We start from the raw sequence: 20,539 nt of genomic DNA on the forward strand, positions 1-20,539 counted from the left end.
GGTAGTATGATAGCCGTACTATCTCAGGACAGTTGAATTCAGCCAATTTCTGAGGCGAATGTCCTGAGGTAGCACGGGTTTATGATCCAGAGGGAACATTACAGGGTGAAAAGTTTATGAGTGATGATTCAGAGAAGAAAACGCTGGCACCGCATATTTTAATTATCGCGGTGATTGTAGTGGTCATAATTGCAGTTCTGTTGTGGCCGTCGAAGGAAGAACCGGCACCGGTTACCGAAGAAGTGCCGGCACAAGAAATGCCAGTGCTGCCTGACGAGCCGGACGATTTTCAGCCCGCCCCGCCACCGGAACCGGTAGATATTGATCCCGTTGACGAGCCGGAACCCATGCCGGAGCAACCAGAGCCTGAACCTCTGGATGTGTCGGATAAGGGCGTAGAAGAAGCCTTAAATGCAATTTCAGGTACGGAAGAAGCGAACAACCTGATTGTGAATGAGGGTCTTATCCAGCGCTTCGTCGTTACAGTGACCAATCTGGCCAATGATGAAATGCCAGCGGCCCAGCAGGTACCGTTAACCGCACCGGAGCAAACATTCAAAGTTTACCGTCAGGCTGATAAAGAGTGGATTGATGCCGCCAGCTACAAGCGTTACACGCCGTACGTCACCATGATGGAAAGTTTTGATAACGAAGCATTGCTTGATCTGTTCAAGCGCTACAAAGGGGAAATCCAGTCGAAGTACGAGGAGATTGGACAGCCCGGCCAGCCGTTTGAATCTGTCGTGGTGGAAGCCATCGATCAACTGCTCGATACCCCGGAAGTACCTGTTCCGGTAGAAGTGTACTCTGACTCAGTTGCCTACAAATATGCTGATCCGCAACTGGAAGAACTCAGCACTCCGCAAAAGCAATTGCTGAGAACCGGCCCGGACAACATGCGCCGTATTAAGGCGAAATTACGGGAATTGAAGTCTCTGCTTGCAGATGATGGATTTTAACCGGTTTCAGGCTCAGATAGAGTCGCACCCGTCAGATGACGGGTGCAATCTCCCTCCGGTAGAACAATGGCATCCGCCATTTTGCGGTAACATCGATATGTGCATCACTGCCTCCGGTGAATGGCAATATCAGCAATCTCCTTTTATACGATTATCCCTTGTCAGGTTTTTTTCCTCTGTTTTAGTAAAAGAAAATGACGATTATTTTCTGGTTACGCCGGTGGAGAAAGTCGGTATACAGGTAGAGGATGTGCCTTTTGTTATTATTCAGTGGGCAATGGAAGATAATCACCTCAGATTAACCACACAAACCGGTGATACATTCACTGTCAGCGCCTCTCATCCGGGCACACTGCGGGCTTCTTTAGACGGCACCTTCTTACCTTACGTGAATGTGCGGCGTAACTTATGGGCCAGACTACATCAGAATGTTTACTATCAGTTACTCAACGAAGCTGAGGAAAAAACAGCGCCTGACGGCACCACCCGCTTTACAGTTCAAAGCGGTGACTATGAGCTCATTCTCGGAGAAATCAGCGAATAACCTTTGCCATACTGGTATCCGCACAGTCATTTCATTACAGTAGAAAATTCACACACTGATAACGATAATGACAATGAAAAAACTTTCTTTATGTATAACAGCCCTGTTGGGACTGAACACTTTACCTCTGCAGGCAGACACCCTCATTCATGCCGGCAACTTATTTTCTGCAACTGACGACTCTCTGCAAAGCCGGATGACAATTGTGGTCGACGGCAACAAGATAACAGCGGTGAAAAAAGGCTATATCAGCGCAGAAGACGGCGACACTGTGATTGATCTTAAAAATCATACCGTGATGCCGGGACTGATGGACATGCACGTTCACCTTTCCTCCCAGCAGGACCCGTCTTCTTACATGGAACGCTTCACACTCAACGAAGCTGACTACACCCTGAAAGCGGCACACTTTGCGGAGAAAACCCTGTCTGCCGGCTACACAACCGTGCGTAATCTGGGTGACGGATACAACGAAACCATCGCACTGCGAAAAGCCATTGATAAAGGTCTGGCACAGGGGCCGCGTATTTTCTCTGCCGGTAAATCGATTGCGACAACCGGCGGACATGCAGATCCCAGTAACGGGATGGCACACAAACTTCGCCCTGATGTCGGACCGGAGCAGGGTGTTATAAACGGCGTTGCTGAAGCCCGCGATGCAGTGCGCCAGCGCTATCAGGATGGTGCTGACGTGATAAAAATCACTGCCACCGGCGGCGTTCTGAGCGTAGCGAAAAGCGGCCAGAATCCGCAGTTTATGGACGATGAACTGGAAGCCATTGTTGCTACAGCTAATGACTACGGCATGACAGTGGCTGTGCATGCTCACGGGAAAGAAGGTATGAAGCGGGCCATTAAAGCCGGTGTGACATCTATCGAGCATGGTACTTACATGGACGATGAGATCATGGATTTGATGAAAGAACACGGCACCTGGTACACCCCGACTATTCTCGCCGGCGAGTTTGTGGCTCAGAAAGCGAAAATCGACGGATTCTTTCCGGAACTTGTCAGACCCAAAGCTGCCGCCATCGGCCCGTTGATCCAAAACACCTTCTCCAAAGCGTATAAAGCGGGTGTAAGCATTGTGTTTGGCACTGACAGCGGCGTTTCTGCACATGGCGATAACGCTCAGGAATTTGCACTGATGACAGAAGCCGGCATGCCTGCTGCTGAAGCATTGCGCAGTGCAATGGTTTCACCGGCAAAACTGCTGAATATCAGTGATGAACTCGGCACTATCGAAAGCGGTAAACTGGCCGACATCATTGCAGTTGAAGGTAATCCCCTTGAGGACATCAGGGTGATGGAGAAGGTTGCCTTTGTTATGAAGGACGGGGCAATCTTCAAACAATAAAGAAAGATTATGCCCATTACGAAAAAGTTAAAACGTACAACGAAAAAAATGGTGGATTCCAGGCACATGCTGAAAGGCATTACCCTGGCGTCATTTCTGGAATCTACCATCGTACCTGTGCCCCTGGAAGCGATCCTCATACCGCTGATGCAGGCAAGAAGAGAAAAGCTCTGGAGCATTGCCCTGATGGCCACTCTGGGGTGTGTTATTGGTGCATTATTCGGTTATGCGCTGGGGTATTATCTTTTCGATTTAACCGGCGACTGGATCATTAACACCTTTTCTGACCCGGAACAGTTTAAGCAAGTTTCAGCTAAAATGGAGCAGCAGGGGTTCTGGTTTGTACTGACGCTCGGGATCGCCCCCATTCCGTTTCAGATAGCCATGCTGGCAGCGGGTGCAACAAAATACTCCCTGCTGTTGTTCTTACTGGCCACGGTCATCGCCAGGTCCATACGGTATTTTGGTCTGGCACTGGCGGTATATGTTGCCGGAGACAAAGCTGAAGCATTAATCAGGCGATATAAAACGAAAGCAATACTGGCACTGACTGTCGTCGTGCTGTTGATCTGGTATATCACTACATTGTTTTAGCCGGGCAACAGCACTAAATTTAATTTGATAATAATTCTCATTTGCATTACTTTTAATTCAGGAGGTGCGTATGATGAAAACCCATTATCTTAGCCCGGAATACTGGAAGTGGTTGCAATCCCACCCGGAGCATGCCCGCAACCATTTTACACAGACCAGTCAATCTGCGCTGGAAAAGGCAAAGTCCGGTGAAATGGAATCCGCCCGCCAGACAGCAGGGGAAGCTTATGAGATCGCGCAGGCGGTATTGCTTTCTTTGCAGGCACCGGAAACCTCCCCGGCCGCACAGAGAAAAGATTTGACCGCTTATGGTGCTGCTGCCATACAGCTTGCACGCAGCCATGCTGCTACAGGCAATATTGAAGATGCGGCCACCTGTCTTGATGCGGCATCACAACAGATCTATGCGCTGGCCCCGCTGTTTGCATTACACCCTGAGTTACTGACGATGCTGCAACAAATCACGTTTTCGCTGCAACAAGGGCTGGCCTTCTACCAACGGCAAACATTATCTTCAAGGGTACTTCACTAGTGACCTTACCGGTGGACAGCCAGTCATCCACAACCATAACGCTGGAAGTGGATATCAGGCTTCTGAAGCATATGCTCCGGCAGAGGATTCTGCACATCAGCGATCTCCGCTGCCAGTCTCACGATGACAAAGTGCGCTTACAACGGCTCTTAATTCAGGCTATCGCTGAAAACCATTAATTTTAGCATCAGATAAATCGCTATCAGCGGTTATTTGCGTATTCAAATAATATTGGAAAAGGCATGCGGGTTTTCCCCCTGTCAACGTAACGAATACCGGATACGATACTGTGATCGCTTCAACCACTATCAGCTATATTGCCCGCGCCGGATATGGTGCAAAAACCATTGTTTATATTCTTCTTGGTATTTTCGTTATAACCACAGCATTTACGTTCCTGCACTCAGAACAACCCACTCAGGACCATGTTTTCAGAACACTCCTGGAGCAGCCTTTTGGATGGTATCTGCTCGCCGGCGTAGTGTGCGGGCTCGTTTGCTATATGTTATGGCGTCTTATTCAGGCCTTTCTGAATACCGAGAACCTGGATATGTCAAAAGCCGGCGATGTGATCACCAGAGCTTTCTTTGTATTATCAGCGACGATATACGGAGTCGGGGCCTGGGGTGCAACCAGAGTGCTGTTTGGTATTGGTAACTCAGAGAAAGACAGCAGTAAACAGGTTTCACAGGAATTAATGCAACAGGCTTGGGGAGAATGGCTGGTTGCTGCCATCGGTACCGGTATTCTGATATTTTCTTTTATCCAGCTAAAGCATGCCTGGAAAGCCGATTTCATGGAAAAATTTAATACGCATCATATGCGGGACAGTGAGATGCATATCAGCCGTATTGCCGGCAGACTCGGCTATCTTGCGAGGGGGATTGTTTACATTTTGGTAGGTGCTTTTTTTATTCAGGCGGCAATTGAACTGGATCCGTCAGAGGCAGGTGGACTCAAAGAAGCATTCAGTACTATTTTAAATCAGCGGTACGGGCAGTATGGACTTGCCGCGACAGGTGCCGGCATAGCCATGTTTGGCATATTCTGTGGTTTTGAAACAATTTACCGCACCACGCCGGGAAACCGGTAACAAAAAGCCGGCGTATCACCGGCTTTAAAAACAGTTTGTATGAGGCGACGGCTACAGCCCCTTCTTAATCAGAAACTGATAGGGCAATGCATCAGTCTGGCTTGCCACCAGCGTGTGTTGCATAAACCGGCAAAACCCCGGGATATCCCGTTCTGTTGCCGGATCATCTGCGGTGATCAGAACCGTCTCACCTTCTTCCATTTTCCGCACTTTCAGTCGCACCATCATCACAGGTTCCGGGCAACGGAGGCCCAGTGTGTCCAGTTCGTGGTCCGGGCTGGCGAAGAGGGCATTATCCGATCCCATATGACTCACGGTACTGACGGATTGACGCCATGTGCTCTGCGTGAGCACCGGTTTCTTCCAGGTAAGCAATTACGTCATTCAGAGACACGATGGAAACAACTTGTGTACCAAAATCACGTTCCACTTCCTGAATAGCAGACAGCTCGCCTTTACCCCGTTCCTGACGATCCAGCGCAATCAGTACACCGGCCAATGAGGCACCGTTCTGAGCAATCAGCTCCATTGACTCACGGATAGCTGTTCCGGCCGTGATCACATCGTCCACCAGCATAATGCGGCCTTCCAGCGGGCTGCCAACAAGATTACCGCCTTCACCGTGATCTTTTGCTTCCTTACGGTTAAAACAGTAAGGCACATCCATATCATGATGATCAGCTAAGGCTACTGCCGTGGTTGTGGCAATAGGGATCCCTTTGTAAGCAGGGCCAAACAGTACATCGAAGGCTATGCCGGAATCAGCCAGCGCAGCTGCGTAGTAACGACCCAATTTGGCCAGATCGCCACCTTTGTTGAACAACCCGGCATTAAAGAAGTAAGGACTTGTACGGCCTGACTTCAGGGTAAACCCGCCAAATTTCAGCACGCCACGAGCGATGGCAAACTCAATAAACTCTCTTTTAAACGCTTTCATCTGCTCTCCTTAAGCAAGAGCCGCTTTCTGAACATCAAACAGTTCACGCAGACCGTGCTTAGCGATATCCAGCATTTCGTGCATTTCATCAAAGGAGAACGGTTCGCCCTCCGCGGTACCCTGGATCTCAATCAGCTTACCGGTTTCGGTCATTACTACGTTCATGTCGGTTTCGGCTGCTGAATCTTCGGTATATTCCAGGTCAGCAATTGGCGTACCTCCGTAAATACCCACAGACAATGCTGCGACCATGAATTTCAGCGGGTTAGTTTTGATAATGCCTTTAGCACGCATGAAGGTAAGGGCATCCACCAGTGCAACACAGGCACCGGTGATAGAAGCGGTACGTGTTCCGCCGTCAGCCTGAATAACGTCACAATCCAGTGTTATTGTGTTTTCACCAAGCAGTTTCAGATCAAGTGCCGCACGCAAAGAGCGGGCGATCAGGCGCTGAATTTCAAGGGTACGGCCGCCTTGTTTACCCCGTGCTGCTTCACGCTGGCTGCGGGTATGCGTTGCCCGTGGCAGCATGCTGTATTCAGCCGTTACCCAGCCCTTTCCCTGACCCTTCATAAAACGCGGTACACCTTCTTCCACCGTCGCAGTGCAAAGTACCTTGGTATTACCGAATTCGACTAAAACCGAACCTTCAGCATGACAAGTGTAATTGCGGGTAATCGTAACGGGACGGATCTGACTGGCGGTTCTGCCGCTTGGACGCATAGGAGTCTCCTGAGAAAAGGTCATAAATCTGTATTTTTTAACAGGCGCAAGTATAGCGTAAATACACCGGCAAATTGAATCCGGCGGGAAGGGAATTAAGGCGTAAAAAAGTAAAACGCCGCATAAATGCGGCGTTTTTAGATTATTTTAATGTTTCAGAGAGGAAATTCACGACCTTCTGATAGTACTCGCCGCGGTTGGTTTCATCATAGAAACCATGTGTTTCCGAGTCTTTCACGAACCACTCATAGGATTTGCCAGCTTTGTCCAGGGCACTTTTCAGACGTTCGGCGTGCTCAAGGGGAACCCGGCGGTCACGGGCACCATGGGCAATAAGTACCGGACCGGACAGTTTGCTCACGTGGGTCACAGGGGAAAATGCGGTTAACTGAGCGGGGTCAGTACCCAGCACTTTTTCCAGATAGGCATCACCGGTGAGGAATTCAGTAATGTCACCTTTCTCCAGTGCCAGATTAAGATCATAGACGCCGGCATTAGCAACGGCACACTTGAACAGGTCGGGTGCCAGTTCTGCAGACATCACCGCAGAATAGCCACCAAAACTACCGCCCATGATACACACTTTGTCTTTATCGATATGCCCCTGAGAAATGATGTAGCGTGTACCGTCGATAATATCCTGCTGAATATCGTCACCCCAGTGCTTGTAGCCGGCAACCTGATAATCGCCGCCATAGCCACCGGAACCACGGTAGTTCACCTGAAGAACAGCATAACCTTCGTTCGCCAGTAACTGAACTTCACGGTCAAACCACCATAAATCACGTACATAGTGCGGACCGCCATGAACAAGAGTTACCAGAGGAACTTTCTGTCCCTGTTTCATCGTAACAGGGTAGGTAACGAAACCGTGAATTTTCATTCCGTCTGACGCTTCAAAACTCACCGGTTTGGTTTCAGAGAAGTCGTTTACGGAAATGTGTTCGAGGTTAGCGAACAGCTGGCTCAGGCTATTGGCAGATTTGTTGTAAAGATAATACGTACCGGCATCAATATCGCTGGTGGCATAGATGAGCCACAAATTGCCGTTTGCTGAACGGCTGACCATATTCACGTTGTAACCCGGCAGGGCACCCAGCAAGTCTTTAAAGATTTTTGCCTCTTCACCGGCACTGTCGAAAACCATATACGCCGGCATACCGTCATCCACGCGGATAGCATAGGCAGAGGACTTGTCGGTTGTCAGATTTATCTGAGACAAAGACACTACATCATCGGTGTATATTTCTTTTCGCTCACCGGTCTTGAGATTCATCCGGAAAAGGCCGACTTTGTCCTGTTCAAAATTATCCAGGTAAATCACTTCCGTGGCATCTTCGTTCAGAGATACCGGATGGAAAGCCTGCCCGAATTGCTCACTGATTTCTTCCCAGTCATCACCTTTACGACGAAAAATAAGCGTATCGTCATTCTTATTTGTGCCGGTTGCCATGATCAGGTTACCACTGTCATCAGTAAAAATGTCAGATTGTGGCGCGGGCGCATAAGCCTTGGCGGGGTACAATTTGCCGCTGTAAACGTTCAAACGGTGAATTGTTGCGATGCTGTCGTAGCTGGCAGAAAGACGCTGAACGAAACCAATCCGGTCTACGTTCATCGGCTCTGATGCAATCAGGATCTCATTGTCGTTATCCGGCATCGTACTGATCACGCGGGCCCAGCCATCTACGCTTTTCTTTCTTTTAATCCGGGTATTCTGACGCTCTTCGACGTTGAATCCATAGATAATCTCGCCGTTAGTACCGTCGTAATTAATAGCGTAAAGTTCGCCCCAGAACTGAGGTTCAGATTGCCATGGCTCTTTACGCCAGATTTCCATTACCAGGCGATCATTATTCGCCCAGTAAAAGGTACCGACCTCATTTCCCCCGCGCATGGCCATTCCGCCAACCGTTGAGAAATCTTTCATGTCCAGCACGGCAAGGTTTCTGATGCCATCCTGTACAACCACGATGGCCAGACGGTCTCCGTCCGGTGATATTTTGGCATCTGCGTAAATAGCATTTTTAGCTATGTCCTGCGGTGTGAAAGCCGCAAAAGCAGAAAAAGAAAGGAACAAAAATGCGATCAGCGCACCTAATTTCTTATACGACATGTGGGTCATCCCTGAGTAAACATACTTCTGATAATGAGGCATTATCTCTGAAATCAGAATCCATTAAATGTAACAAGTTTATCCGGTAACAGAATAGCCAGCAACACAGTTACAGGCAAGCAGGGACGATCAAAACCTGTCTGAACCTTGTACTAAAGTATGAACACAGTGAACATTACCACTGACAACCCGGTGATTCCTGCGTAGACTTACGCTTAAATCCATACGGAGATTGAAAATTTATGATTTACAGCATGACCGCGTTTGCCCGCAGTGAAGTGAAAAAAGACTGGGGAACAGCCGTGTGGGAAGTCCGCTCGGTGAACCAGCGTTTTCTGGAAACTTACTTCCGTTTGCCTGAACAGTTCCGTGCACTTGAACCGGTGCTCCGTGAGCGCTTTCGCAAGCGTTTACAGCGGGGAAAGGTAGAGTGCGCGCTGCGTTTCAGTGCTAACGATGCCGCTGTAACCAAACTCACGCTTAACGAGGCACTTGCGAAAGAAGTCATGCATGCTGCTGACTGGGTGCAGTCACACGGTCAGTCCACCGGAGTTAACCCCCTTGATATCCTGCGCTGGCCCGGCGTTATTGCTGCCGAAGAAGCCGATATGGATGCCATTCAGGCGGATATTCTGGCGGCATTTGACGATACCCTTACTCAGTTCATCGAAGCGCGCGCCACCGAAGGGGATGCGCTTAAAGCACTTATTGAACAGCGCCTGGACGGCATTGAAAAAGAAGCCGCAGCAGTTGCTGAAAAAATGCCGGCTATTGTTGAGTGGCAGCGTGAAAAAATTCAGTCCCGTTTTGAAGAAGCCAAAGTAGAGCTTGATCCCACCCGCTTCGAACAGGAAATGGTTATGCTGGCGCAAAAAATTGATGTAGCAGAAGAACTCGACCGCCTGAATGCTCACGTTAAAGAAACCCGTAATATCCTGAAAAAAGGTGGCGCCTGCGGCCGTCGTCTGGATTTCATGATGCAGGAATTCAACCGTGAGTCGAATACACTGGGCTCCAAGTCAATAAACTCAGAAATCACCCAATCAGCTGTTGAGCTGAAAGTGCTGATTGAGCAGATGCGCGAACAGATCCAGAATATTGAATAAAGCTCACTAGTGCTCACAAAAACTCACAACACTTTGAAAAACCTCACTTTATAGTGGGGTTTTGTTTTTTATGGTTCCGTATTTTTTCATTCTGTTTCATCTAATTGGTGAGTATTGTGGTGAGTATTTTTCACTGCTAGTCTCAAACCACTGGTGAGTACAAGAGGTGAAAAAATGCCAAATTTAACAGTTAAACAAGTCAACATACTTGCTAAAGGAAAGCCTGGTAAAACATCCGACGGAAACGGTTTGTCGTTTGTCGTTCCGAAGCGCGGTGAACCTTACTGGTCCCTGAGATATACCTTCAATGAAAAAAGGAGGGAAAAGTCACTGGGTAAATTCGGGCAACTGACACTGGCTGAAGCTCGTGGTGAAGCTGAGAAAATTCGGGCATTAATTCGAGATGGCATCGATCCTCTTTCCATTGCTTCAATTGAAAATCATGACGGAATGACATTTGATATGTTATTTAAGGATATGTATCAACACAAGATATTAAAGCGTAATAAGCACCCAGATATACCAAAAAGCAAGTATGGAAAAAACGTTTCGTCCCATATTGGCCACTTAAAGGTTGAACAAGTGACTGCAATTCATGTGCGAAATATCTTAGACACCATTACAAACAGTGGGCGACCAACAGTATCAAATGATGTGCTGGGCTTACTTAATCAACTTTTTAAACATGCCATCCAACTTGATATTACATCAAATAACCCGGCTTCAGCTTTTTGCTGTAAGGATGCAGGGGGGGATGAAAAGCCAAGAAAAAGGTTCTTGAGCATTGAAGAAATTGAACACGCCTTTTCGGTATTCAGGGAAAATTTGAATTCTTTCACGCGAGATAATTACTTAGTTTGCTGTCTACTTATTACCTTAGGCGTTAGAAAGTCAGAGTTAATTCAAGCGCCTTGGAAGGAGTTCGATTTAGGTAATGCAGTGTGGCACTTACCAAAAGCGCGCACAAAAACGGAAAGCGATATCAGTATACCACTTCCTCCACAGGCTATAAGCTGGCTTGAAGAGTTGAAAGTCAGATCTCATAGTTCTGAGTATGTATTCCCAGCAAGACGCAAAAGCAAAGTACCCCATATGGGAAACGACACTGTAAATCGTGCAGTGAACAGCCTTTTTGGAATAGACAGCAGCAAAAAAGCTCCGCCTCTAAATCGTATGGGCCAATTAGAGCATTTTACTATTCATGATTTCAGGAGAACTTTTAGAACCATCGCAGGCCAGCTAGGCTTCGATAGGGATGTTCTAGAGCGCTGTTTAAATCATAAGATAGACAATATGGCTGAGATTTATGATCAAGGGGACTATTTTGATAAAAGACGGGAGGTTCACGAAGCCGTATGTTCTGCTCTTCAAGAAGCAGTAAGTAGTTAACTGGAAAATTATAAATTTAAACTGTCAGTTGGTGTTAGTAAAGCGGTATCAACCCCTACAGTTGTATAAATGCCAGTTTCAACGACACAATTTGTTCGTTATTAGAGACAATCACAAGGGGGCTGGTATTAAAAGAATAGACACCTGGATTCAATATGAGGAGACAATATTTGCCAAGCATTACTATTTCCGTCTTCAAAATGGTTTTGAACGACGCCAGACAGCATGTCAGCAACTTGGATGGCTTTACATGACTGGCTTTCCATAGGTGTAGTAGTAAGGATAGTTTGCGATTTTTTATCAAACCATAACTTGGTTTGAAGATAATCGTGCATGCTGTTTCCACTTTTTACCTTGATCGAACGTGGATCAGGGATGAAAAGGACACTTTCATGATTTTTCATTTCGTTAAGTAATGATAGACCAATCATGTAGTTATATAGCTTGTTACCATCCCGTCTAATATGCTCTTGTACGTTTTCTTTTTTCACCGTGATTGAAAGCAGTTTGATGTCTGGATTTGTCAGTACAATTGATCTTAATTGATTAGCAAACTCAGTGCGTTGAGGCGAGCTCATATCTGCCCATTTAACTTCTGACTGAGTGTTCCATCTGAATTTTGTATATAGCTTTTTAACTAAGCGCTTGGGATGCTTATTTTTTTCTTGCGGGTAAAGAATACTTGCAATTGTAAGGTAGCGACTAGAGCCACCGTTTCTATATGGAGCGTCGAATTTCCAGCCGAGGTCACCGCTTTCATCTAAGGCTATTGTTACGTCTGGCACTTCCTATGCTTTTGCTCCATTTAGCTTTAATTTGGGTGTGGACCCTGAGACCGACGCTCTTACAGAGCGCTTACGATACAATTTGCGTCGCGGTTGATTCAGGCTTTACCCACACGGCGGAAGTATAAGGATTAGTCTATCCATATTCAAGTAAATATCTAAAAAATATCGATAACGCTTCTCTACCGACCAAGTTTTACATTATTCATCCAAAGCAAAATATCAGACAGCAACCAACGGGCTTTTCCTTTACCCACACTGGAGGCTGGCGGGGTTTCTCCCGCCTTTTGCATACGCCACCAAGTAGTGCGGCTAATGCCGGTTCTGCGGCAGCGCTCAGTCTCGCTTATCAAACGCTCTTCTTCGCCATAAAGCTTTAAAATGCCAGCTCGTTTTTCAAATAGCTCGTTATTCATGTTCGTCTCCCAGTTCCACGCGATTCTTTAGTACCCAAGCATCAACTTCTGTTCTCCTGAAAAAGGTTCGCCTACCTCCCAGCCTGTAGCAGGGCAACCCCACCCGAACTTGTTGCCGTAAGAAATTCGGGCTCAGTGCTGTGTACTGAACACATTCATCAAATGTGAGGAACTCTTTGCTGTTGAGCGCTACTTTGCAAAGTTGGCTTTCAATCACGCATTTAATTTCGTCAAATAGCTGGTCAGTAAGCATTAGTAATTCTCGCTCTGGGAAACTGGGAAAGTGGGATTAGCATTACTATTCAATGAGTTATCATTTTCGTAAAAGTGGGATAAATCCACACTTTCACCGCATTCGCGACAGATTTTTTCGGGAAAGAACTTAATAAACCGCTCTCCTCCTATTTTAAATGTGCGACGCGTGCCTTCATTGGAAATGGCCCAACCTTTTTGAAGCATGTAATGGACTGTTTGACTGTATTCATGAGCAACAGACTCAATTACTTCCGATTTGAATAACTGCTGAGGGATGTACCAAGCCAGTTCCGGCTCTGATTCGAAGAATCCTATGCTCCCGTTATGTGATTCCTCTCGAGGACTCAGGCTATGCCGCCACTTATTGATTAGCTTGACAAGCTTCTTAATAATTTTCTTACTTTCTGAGTTTTCGGTGCTATTCCGGTCATCTAGCCAAATTGTTGCTACTTGTTCTAATGCATCTTTAGCTTCACCCAAATGCCATGGCAACAGCCCTAAATTAATGGCAATTTCGCCTGCGGCGGCTAGCAGCGCAAATTTATCTAAAACGTTATTAGCTTGGCTCTCTATGTTTTTTGGCCAAGGCCACTGCCCCCGAATATCTTTGTACTCTTTAATAACTTCATTGTTTGGGCAATCAAATTTTGAGAGAGCTTCCACCCACGATTTAATGAAAGTGCCATGGTACTTACCTACGCAGGATGATAAGTACTCAGCAAACTCTTTAGCCGATGTAAACCCATGAGTATTTTCAAAAGCATCATATTTGCTAAATACCGGAACCTCTATCAACCGGACTGATTGCCCTGCACTAACACTTTGATTGATGCCCAACAAAAGCTCTTCAAGGGTAAGCTCGCCGGTACTGAGAAATATTGTGCGCCAATGGTAGCGCTTATCCAGTGCACCATCTTGCTGGCTTCTTAATTTTGATACGCCATTGCACAAGTGATAAATTAACTGGCCTATCTCTTGCGCGGGGCATTGCTTAAATTCATCAAGACAAAGCAACATGTTATTTCGCGCACGAGCGATAGATTCAATACCGTTAGATGTTGAGCTCCAAGTCTCCCAGTAGGTTTGATCTGAATAGATACTGGCAGCCACTTTCATCACTGTAGACTTGCCTGATTTTGAGCTGCCGACGATTTGTATTCCAAAGCTCTCCAAATCAGTCCATCCAATAATAGGGGCCGCAAGTGCAGTACATACTGCAAGAATCATGATTGGATTACCTCGGCAATATTTTCCAATATTTTGTTGCCAGTCCAACAATGAGCCGGATTCAACTAAGGTGTCACCAGCAAAATCACCAACATAAACTGCCGGAGTTTCATATCGGCCAATACTCCAATCCGGAGTCACGAATTGGCCGTCCACCCAACCACTTTGTCTCGCGCTGTATGCATGCTTATTACATGGAGTTTCTATTAGGTAGGCTAAAAGAGATTCCCACGAGTATTTTCCTGGCGACAGTTGAAAGCCTGACCTAAGCAGCCTCTTTTTAAATTTCTTTGCGAAGTTGTCATCAACTTCTCCCATTGGTAGTACTTCACGAATCGGTAAGCCAAAGTAGTTTTTCCACTCTAAAAGTCGGCCAAAGTCATCTCGCTTATCGTGGGAAGAGACGATAGCCTTCACTTCTATCGGACCGGAAAGCTTTCTCTCTTCACCATCTTTGTTAAGGGCGTAAATCCCGTCAGGTTTTGCTTTTAGCATTGGTGCTGTTCCTTATAATTCGAAACGCTATATGAGCGTGTGAAACTGTTTAGAACAGGCTGCCATAAAGTCCTTCAGAGTGAGCGCGAAAAACTAGGGTGACTTTAGGAGGGTTTTTTCTAAGCTTGGAAAATACGCTCAAATTTACCCATTTCAGGGGTTTGATTTTCACGTAAAGTATAAGAAAACAGCTGTTTTTGGGCGCCAAGAATTAGGCATGCCTAACTCCTTGGCTCAAAAGAGTGGGTTATTAGTCGAATTTATTGATGTTGTCGCGATTAAAATGAAATAGCAAAGCAAAAAAAATGACCAGCGCCAAAACCATGGCGCATCCGGTAAGCAAAGGAGCCATCACTATATTCTCCCTTCTTTAATTGCTTCAAATAGATCGTGTTTTAGTTTGTCGTAATGTCGAGTAGCGCGAATTGCCAACACCATTAACACCCACATCTGAAACCATTCATATGTTGTCATAGCCGCTCCTATCAATTTTAGTGTCTGGTAATACCGGTAAATACGTGACCTTCCCAGTTACACAGCTCGATAACCCAATTACTGATTTGCTGTCGCTTATTAGGATTATAGCCGGTAAATGGGAATGTTATTTGGGTGCTACGCGCTTTAAATTTAGCAAACGGCTCCAGCCTTACATCCCAGACAACTCCATTTTCGTTGGTGACATCGAACGCAAACACCTTTTGAGATATTAAAGTGAGTAACATTTCCTCTTCGGTATGAACATCTTTATCAAAAGAAAGGCCTAGTGGCTCACATTCGACCTCAATACCACTTAGTCGATGCTTGATCTCTGCCAGCGCGGGTAAAAACGGCCACAACACACAGTTATTAATCAGTTTTTCTTCGGTCATAAAAGCCTCTCCCCAATTTGGCATGCCAAATTGAGCTACAAAATAACCCCTAGTAATAAGTGTCGTATAATTCGCCTCGCGCCTGAGCATCTTCAGCCTCTTGACGAGTCATATGTTCGCCATCAACAATAACATTGCCCATACCGTCATCAAGCTTATCTAGTTGTTCATTTTCTTTACTGCCTGCTCCGTCCCCGCTGAAAATCGCACTAAGAACGAATAAAACTACTACTGCCAAAATACCCAAAAAACCTTCGAAACCCATATTACCTCCAATCCCAATTTGGCATGCCAAATTGAAAGCTAAGTATTCCTTAGTATCCAGACTTCATTAAAGCTAAGAAAATCTTAGTTTTCAATAGCAGATCTCCTACACCAGTTGAAAAGTAATGATGGTTCGCCGTTTCCAACACGGCTAAAGCAAGCAAGAACAAGACTTGGTCTGTCCCAGAAGCAGTTAGGAATAATGGCGGGGATGGATAATTTTGTTGCGTCTGCTCGTATGAACCAATATGAGCGTGGTGTTCACACTCCAGATTTCAAAACAGTAGTAGCGCTTAGTGATGTTCTGAAAGTGCCAACTGCTTTCTTGTATTGCATTGAAGACGAATTGGCAGAAAATATTTTAGATTGGTCAAATAGTCCCAACTGCGCCTAAAGATGTTCACTTTTTAAACTACTCGTGACAGTATAGATTTCTGGGCAATATGAAGGCCCAGTCCAAATATTTGTATTAATTAATCTGATGGAGCAGAAATATGGCCGTGAAGCATGTACCAACTGGAATTGTTCATAAGGGAAGTAAAGGTGGGACAACAGGATGTGGTTTTGATACTAAAAAGGAAGCTACCCACTGGGTAGAATCCCACTCTAAAATCAACTGTGATAAAAACGGTTGTAAAAACTGAAGTTTCGTTGAGCAGTAAGCTAGGGCGAAGTTAGTTTCTTCGCCAATTAAAAATTAGGCATGCCTAATTTTAACTGCCCAAGTAGGCATAGGTGATCTTCAAACGTTCATGACCTAACTCTTGGCTAATTTGCTCACGGACTTTGGTATCGTGCTCATAATCGGTTGGCGAGAGCTCTCTTCTATGCGGACCACCATCGGCAGGGCATTTCCAACCTGTAAGCTCTAAATAACGCTCCCTTGCGTAATGATGACGCAGCCCGTGATTTTTATTTAATCCAACTCGAATTGTTTCGCGGTCGTACTGCTCCATTTGTGACTTATAGTTTTTGTCAGGTTCGATAAGTGCGCCTTTAGTAACAGCGGCAATATCACGAATAAGCTGTTGTTGAGATTCTTTTAAAATCGGAATTTTGCGGTATTTGCCACCTTTGGCCCATGAGCCTTTAATTTGTAGAGTGTTAGCGTTTATCAAAGCGTAAGATAAGCTGAATTTCATACACTCCTCTTTTCTGAGCCCAAATTCTTGCTGCAAACGCAGGGAAAGCTTGATTAAGTCACTCTTGATCTTCGCATGCTTATCCATGTCTAACGTTTTTGACTTGCCAATGGGGTTGTTGCGAACTCTTGGAATACCGTAATCATCATTGCTACGTGAACAGATATTAGGTTTACCTATTTTTTCGGCAATCCAACGCAATGCGGCCACTCTGTTTTTTATTGTTTTTGCCGCTAAACCTTCATCTTGCCAACGTGTAACAAGATGATTGATATGCTTGGTTTTAAGGCCGGTCGGGTCTTTTAATCTATAACCATGTTTGAGTAGCTGCTTTGCAGCAAGGTTTAAAACTTTGCTTCGGGTAGCTCTAGTGCTAAAGCTACTTTCGCGGTGTGTGTCGTTCACCATTTGGTGAAGACGATATCCTAATTGGCTCATTTCATGTTCCTCATAAATTTAAAAACTAATTTTTGAAAATATTGAGAAAAACACCAAACCGAAGACCAGGGGGCGAAATGCCAAAATAGGTAAGTTTTAAAGCCATATGAACGGTGCGTAACCGAGCATATTGTCATAAGACATAAAGGCTAACTGGTCTAAAGCAACAAAGCTGAGCCGTGTGATTTCTGTTGAAATACAGCGCGAACTACTGTGGTTTATATTTGTGTTGTTTATAGTGGGGTGGTCGTGTGACCCATAATGCTGAGAATGCAGCTCCTCAGGAACGTGTTGCGGGCAGTGGAAACGCCCTTTTTCTTGATGCTCATGTCGAGCTAATTCATAAATAAAATTATCACAGTGATCAGAGATTGCAACACCTTTTTGACGCGTTCAAATCTCCATCCCTCTTCTGGCCCTGCAATTTTTCAGGGCGGATTGGGTGTCGAGGCATCATGAGCAGTGGCCTCGACGTGCGACTCTGCGAGTCGTCCCTACCTCTTTCGAGTAGGGACGACTCGTCGCCAATCCGCCTTCAAAAAAACCGGGGAAAACTTAGGGGGGGTTTTCTGGCGCACAATTTAGAAAGGTCAGTTATAGTTCAAGTCGGTGGCTGCACACCAGCCCCGTCGACTTACAGACGACCTCTACCTAGGTGGCCGTATGGCTAATGGTACAACCGGGCGTTGCCCATGAGGTGAGTAATCCAAGTAGGTGTTTTTAGGGTTTTTAGCATCTACCGTCTCAAAGGATAGTCGTATCTAGATAGATACGCGGCTTTAGTTTTTACTGTAAGCGTCACAGGTGTGCAGCTACCAATCAAAATAAGCGTCAATTCCGTCGTGCCTGCTTGAAAAAAACCACACTCCAACTACAATGACTGTTTTTATATACAGCTATTAACAAGCATTGATTTACTGAAATCAAAGCGGGATAATGGCGCCAAATTGGCGCCATTATGAGTCAGCAATGAACAAATCCATAGACGCATCTCGAATTAGTTTACGCCTTTCTAAAGAGTTATTTGAAGAAATCGATGTAGTACGCAAAAAAAGGCCTGGGAACATTTCAAGAAATACTTGGATAGCTGAGGCAATTAGAGAAAAGCTAGAACGCACTAAGAAGGGTAGCGAGGAGTAGCTAATGAGAACTTTTTATGAATTCTTCTCTGGAGGAGGAATGGCGAGAGCAGGACTTGGTGAAAACTGGGAATGTCTTTTTGCGAACGACTTCAGTCAAAAAAAAGTCGATACATACATAGCCAACTGGGGAGACAAAGATATTGTATGCGACGATGTATCGAATATAACTACTCATCAATTAGAAGGACAAGCAGATTTAGCGTGGGCATCCTTCCCTTGCCAAGATCTTTCCCTTGCTGGTTCTGGAGCAGGGCTTAGTGGCGAGCGCTCGGGAACATTCTGGGGATTTTGGAAATTAATCACTAGTTTAAGACGGGAAAATAGAGCACCAAAGGTCGTTATTCTTGAGAATGTTTGTGGTGCTCTAACATCACATGAAGGTAAAGACTTTGCTGCAATTTGTAGTGCGCTAAATGAAGCCGAATATAACTTCGGCGCAATCATCATAGATGCGATTAATTTCCTACCTCAGTCAAGACCAAGACTATTTATCATTGCAACAGACACTTCCGTAGATTTAGATAAGTCCATTTTGTCGGAAAGTTTTGATCCTGTTTGGCATTCCAAATCAATTGTAAGTGCTTTTAATAAGTTACCAATTGAACAGAAACCAAAATGGAAATGGTGGAACCTTCCACATCCGCAAGAAAGAAGGCTGTCATTCGCAGATATCATCGAAAAAGATCCTAAAAGTGTAAAATGGCATTCCGAAGAAGAAACCCAAAAAATAATGGGAATGATGAGTGACCTTCATATAAAGAAGGTTCGTTCTGCTCAAGCTTCAGGTGATTTGAAAGTTGGTTCTATCTATAAACGTACTCGTCCCGATGGACACGGTGGAAGAATCCAAAGAGCGGAGATTAGGTTCGACGATGTCGCAGGTTGTTTACGAACACCAAGTGGGGGATCTAGCAGACAGTTAATAATGATTGTTGAAGGTTCTAAAATAAGGACTAGATTGCTCTCAACACGCGAAGCTGCAAGATTAATGGGGCTCCCAGAACAATATAAATTGCCAGAAAAATATAACGAGGCATATCACTTAGCTGGCGACGGTGTTGCCGTTCCAGTGGTAGAGTATCTTTCTAAAAATATTGTAGAAAAATTAATACCACTCAGTAGGAATAGGAAAGCAGCTTAGTATGGAGTTCTTGGGTCAGTTATCAGCGTTTTATAAAAAGTATAAATTTAGAAGCAAAGGGGCGCTCTGTGTAGCACTTGTTGTTACGCAGCATGCTAAGGAAAAAGGGTTGCCCCTCAAGCCAGACCAACTTCTCACTGAAAAAGGTGGGCAAGTATTGGGGCTAGGCAAAGCCGCAGTTCAAAAAGTTCTAAAAAAGCATGGAATTGATCGGGTACTCGCAGCGGAGGGTGGACGGACCAGTCGTGGCAGCATTGAAAACATGAAAACCTACGTTGAATTTTTAAACTCCCATAAATCCGAAATCGGCTTTAAGTTAGATATTGTAGAAGATTTTTGGATAGAACGTGTTCATGAATTCTTCGCCGGCAAACCTTTTAAGATTAAACTTGATACTTCTAGAAGCTTAAGAACTCTAGTCAGAGACGTTGTTGAACAAGCAGAAGAAAGACAAAAAAATAATCCAGGAATGCAGTATGCAGGTGCTGTTCTTCAACATATTGTTGGAGCGAAGTTAGATTTAGCGTTGGGAGAAATAGGCTTATTTGATCACAATAGCTTTTCAACTTCAGACGCGCAATCTGGTAGAGCGGGTGACTTCTACATAGGTGATGTTGCAATACATGTAACAACGGCTCCTGGAGAAGCTGTTATAGCTAGGTGCAGAGACAACTTAGATGATGGCCATCGCCCGATTATTGTGACAACGCAAAGAGGTCTTACTGCAGCAGAGGTTTTAGCTGAAAATGCAGGATTAGGAGAAAGAATCGATGTATTTGAAGTTGAACAGTTTATTGCTCTTAATTTGTATGAACTGGGTAAATTTGCATCAGATGGACGCCGTATTGCAGTCAAAGATTTAGTAGCGAGATACAATGAGATAATTGATAGTGTCGAAACCGATCCAAGCCTAAAAATAGATGTTAAAAATTAGACTATTTCTAACGAATCGATGGAGAGGCCATTGACTAGGGCTAGGACACAAAGCTAATTCGATTAAAATTATCAGGACACA

22 protein-coding genes are annotated in these 20,539 nt (G+C 45.3%); 12 read left to right on the forward strand and 10 right to left on the reverse strand.

What is annotated here, in order from left to right:
• The first annotated feature begins 116 nt into the window (after nt 1-116).
• The 7 genes from J3369_RS21500 (at nt 117) to J3369_RS21530 (ending at nt 5,079) form a co-directional block, all read left to right on the forward strand.
• Nucleotides 117-959 (forward strand): DUF3014 domain-containing protein, encoded by an 843-nt coding sequence (locus J3369_RS21500; protein WP_349590881.1) that lies wholly within the window; start codon nt 117-119, stop codon nt 957-959.
• The gene (locus J3369_RS21505; protein WP_349591121.1) at nt 949-1,503 is read left to right on the forward strand and encodes a DUF1285 domain-containing protein; all 555 of its coding nucleotides are present in this window, start codon (nt 949-951) and stop codon (nt 1,501-1,503) included. The genes J3369_RS21500 and J3369_RS21505 overlap by 11 nt, the downstream gene beginning before the upstream one ends.
• Nucleotides 1,504-1,576: 73 nt before the next feature.
• Nucleotides 1,577-2,860, forward strand: a complete 1,284-nt coding sequence (locus J3369_RS21510; RefSeq protein ID WP_349590884.1) for a metal-dependent hydrolase family protein — start codon at nt 1,577-1,579, stop codon at nt 2,858-2,860.
• A 9-nt stretch (nt 2,861-2,869) separates the two neighbouring features.
• On the forward strand, nt 2,870-3,454 hold the full coding sequence (locus J3369_RS21515) for a YqaA family protein (RefSeq protein WP_119503188.1): 585 nt from the start codon (nt 2,870-2,872) through the stop codon (nt 3,452-3,454).
• A 70-nt stretch (nt 3,455-3,524) separates the two neighbouring features.
• Nucleotides 3,525-3,986: a hypothetical protein gene (locus tag J3369_RS21520; RefSeq protein ID WP_349590887.1), complete on the forward strand. Its 462-nt coding sequence runs from the start codon at nt 3,525-3,527 to the stop codon at nt 3,984-3,986.
• Nucleotides 3,986-4,165: a hypothetical protein gene (locus J3369_RS21525; RefSeq protein WP_349590890.1), complete on the forward strand. Its 180-nt coding sequence runs from the start codon at nt 3,986-3,988 to the stop codon at nt 4,163-4,165. The genes J3369_RS21520 and J3369_RS21525 overlap by 1 nt, the downstream gene beginning before the upstream one ends.
• A 110-nt stretch (nt 4,166-4,275) precedes the next feature.
• Complete coding sequence (locus J3369_RS21530; RefSeq protein WP_349590893.1) at nt 4,276-5,079, forward strand: DUF1206 domain-containing protein; 804 nt, start codon at nt 4,276-4,278, stop codon at nt 5,077-5,079.
• Nucleotides 5,080-5,130: 51 nt separating this feature from the next.
• Here the strand turns inward: J3369_RS21530 and tusA are convergent, their stop codons facing one another.
• The 4 genes from tusA to J3369_RS21550 all read right to left on the reverse strand — a co-directional run bounded on the left by tusA (nt 5,131) and on the right by J3369_RS21550 (nt 8,855).
• Complete coding sequence (gene tusA / locus J3369_RS21535) at nt 5,131-5,385, reverse strand: sulfurtransferase TusA (RefSeq protein WP_349590895.1); 255 nt, start codon at nt 5,383-5,385, stop codon at nt 5,131-5,133.
• Nucleotides 5,372-6,016 carry an orotate phosphoribosyltransferase gene (gene pyrE, locus J3369_RS21540; protein WP_349590897.1) on the reverse strand — a complete coding sequence of 215 codons (645 nt, stop codon included), beginning with the start codon at nt 6,014-6,016 and terminating at the stop codon, nt 5,372-5,374. The genes tusA and pyrE overlap by 14 nt, the downstream gene beginning before the upstream one ends.
• A gap of 9 nt (nt 6,017-6,025) precedes the next feature.
• The gene (gene rph, locus J3369_RS21545) at nt 6,026-6,739 is read right to left on the reverse strand and encodes a ribonuclease PH (RefSeq protein WP_349590900.1); all 714 of its coding nucleotides are present in this window, start codon (nt 6,737-6,739) and stop codon (nt 6,026-6,028) included.
• A gap of 142 nt (nt 6,740-6,881) precedes the next feature.
• Complete coding sequence (locus J3369_RS21550; protein ID WP_349590903.1) at nt 6,882-8,855, reverse strand: alpha/beta hydrolase family protein; 1,974 nt, start codon at nt 8,853-8,855, stop codon at nt 6,882-6,884.
• Between the two features lie 242 nt (nt 8,856-9,097).
• On the opposite strand from J3369_RS21550, the gene J3369_RS21555 reads away from it, so the two are divergent.
• Both J3369_RS21555 and J3369_RS21560 read left to right on the forward strand, forming a co-directional pair.
• Entirely contained in the window at nt 9,098-9,961 is an 864-nt protein-coding gene (locus J3369_RS21555; RefSeq protein ID WP_119503195.1) for a YicC/YloC family endoribonuclease, read from the forward strand.
• 174 nt (nt 9,962-10,135) lie between these two features.
• On the forward strand, nt 10,136-11,350 hold the full coding sequence (locus J3369_RS21560) for a tyrosine-type recombinase/integrase (protein ID WP_349590906.1): 1,215 nt from the start codon (nt 10,136-10,138) through the stop codon (nt 11,348-11,350).
• A gap of 128 nt (nt 11,351-11,478) precedes the next feature.
• On the opposite strand, the gene J3369_RS21565 is transcribed toward J3369_RS21560, so the two are convergent.
• From J3369_RS21565 to J3369_RS21585, 5 genes are all read right to left on the reverse strand, one after another.
• Complete coding sequence (locus J3369_RS21565) at nt 11,479-12,135, reverse strand: DUF3800 domain-containing protein (RefSeq protein WP_349590909.1); 657 nt, start codon at nt 12,133-12,135, stop codon at nt 11,479-11,481.
• Between the two features lie 182 nt (nt 12,136-12,317).
• Entirely contained in the window at nt 12,318-12,551 is a 234-nt protein-coding gene (locus J3369_RS21570; protein WP_349590912.1) for a helix-turn-helix transcriptional regulator, read from the reverse strand.
• A 252-nt stretch (nt 12,552-12,803) separates the two neighbouring features.
• A complete protein-coding gene (locus J3369_RS21575) occupies nt 12,804-14,528 on the reverse strand; it encodes a DUF927 domain-containing protein (RefSeq protein ID WP_349590914.1) in 1,725 nt (574 codons plus the stop codon).
• 491 nt (nt 14,529-15,019) lie between these two features.
• Nucleotides 15,020-15,397, reverse strand: coding sequence for a hypothetical protein (locus tag J3369_RS21580; RefSeq protein ID WP_349590916.1), 378 nt, complete (start codon nt 15,395-15,397; stop codon nt 15,020-15,022).
• A 49-nt stretch (nt 15,398-15,446) separates the two neighbouring features.
• Entirely contained in the window at nt 15,447-15,662 is a 216-nt protein-coding gene (locus J3369_RS21585) for a hypothetical protein (protein ID WP_349590919.1), read from the reverse strand.
• 114 nt (nt 15,663-15,776) lie between these two features.
• On the opposite strand from J3369_RS21585, the gene J3369_RS21590 reads away from it, so the two are divergent.
• The gene (locus J3369_RS21590; protein WP_349590921.1) at nt 15,777-16,055 is read left to right on the forward strand and encodes a helix-turn-helix domain-containing protein; all 279 of its coding nucleotides are present in this window, start codon (nt 15,777-15,779) and stop codon (nt 16,053-16,055) included.
• A gap of 319 nt (nt 16,056-16,374) precedes the next feature.
• Here the strand turns inward: J3369_RS21590 and J3369_RS21595 are convergent, their stop codons facing one another.
• On the reverse strand, nt 16,375-17,241 hold the full coding sequence (locus J3369_RS21595) for a phage integrase N-terminal domain-containing protein (protein WP_349590924.1): 867 nt from the start codon (nt 17,239-17,241) through the stop codon (nt 16,375-16,377).
• Between the two features lie 1,143 nt (nt 17,242-18,384).
• On the opposite strand from J3369_RS21595, the gene J3369_RS21600 reads away from it, so the two are divergent.
• Nucleotides 18,385-19,524 (forward strand): DNA cytosine methyltransferase, encoded by a 1,140-nt coding sequence (locus J3369_RS21600; RefSeq protein WP_349590927.1) that lies wholly within the window; start codon nt 18,385-18,387, stop codon nt 19,522-19,524.
• Nucleotides 19,525-19,534: 10 nt separating this feature from the next.
• Nucleotides 19,535-20,458 (forward strand): DUF4928 family protein, encoded by a 924-nt coding sequence (locus J3369_RS21605; protein WP_349590930.1) that lies wholly within the window; start codon nt 19,535-19,537, stop codon nt 20,456-20,458.
• The last annotated feature ends 81 nt before the right edge of the window (nt 20,459-20,539 follow it).

The sequence above is a fragment of the Alteromonas sp. NFXS44 genome, assembly GCF_040148705.1.
GTDB lineage: Bacteria > Pseudomonadota > Gammaproteobacteria > Enterobacterales > Alteromonadaceae > Alteromonas.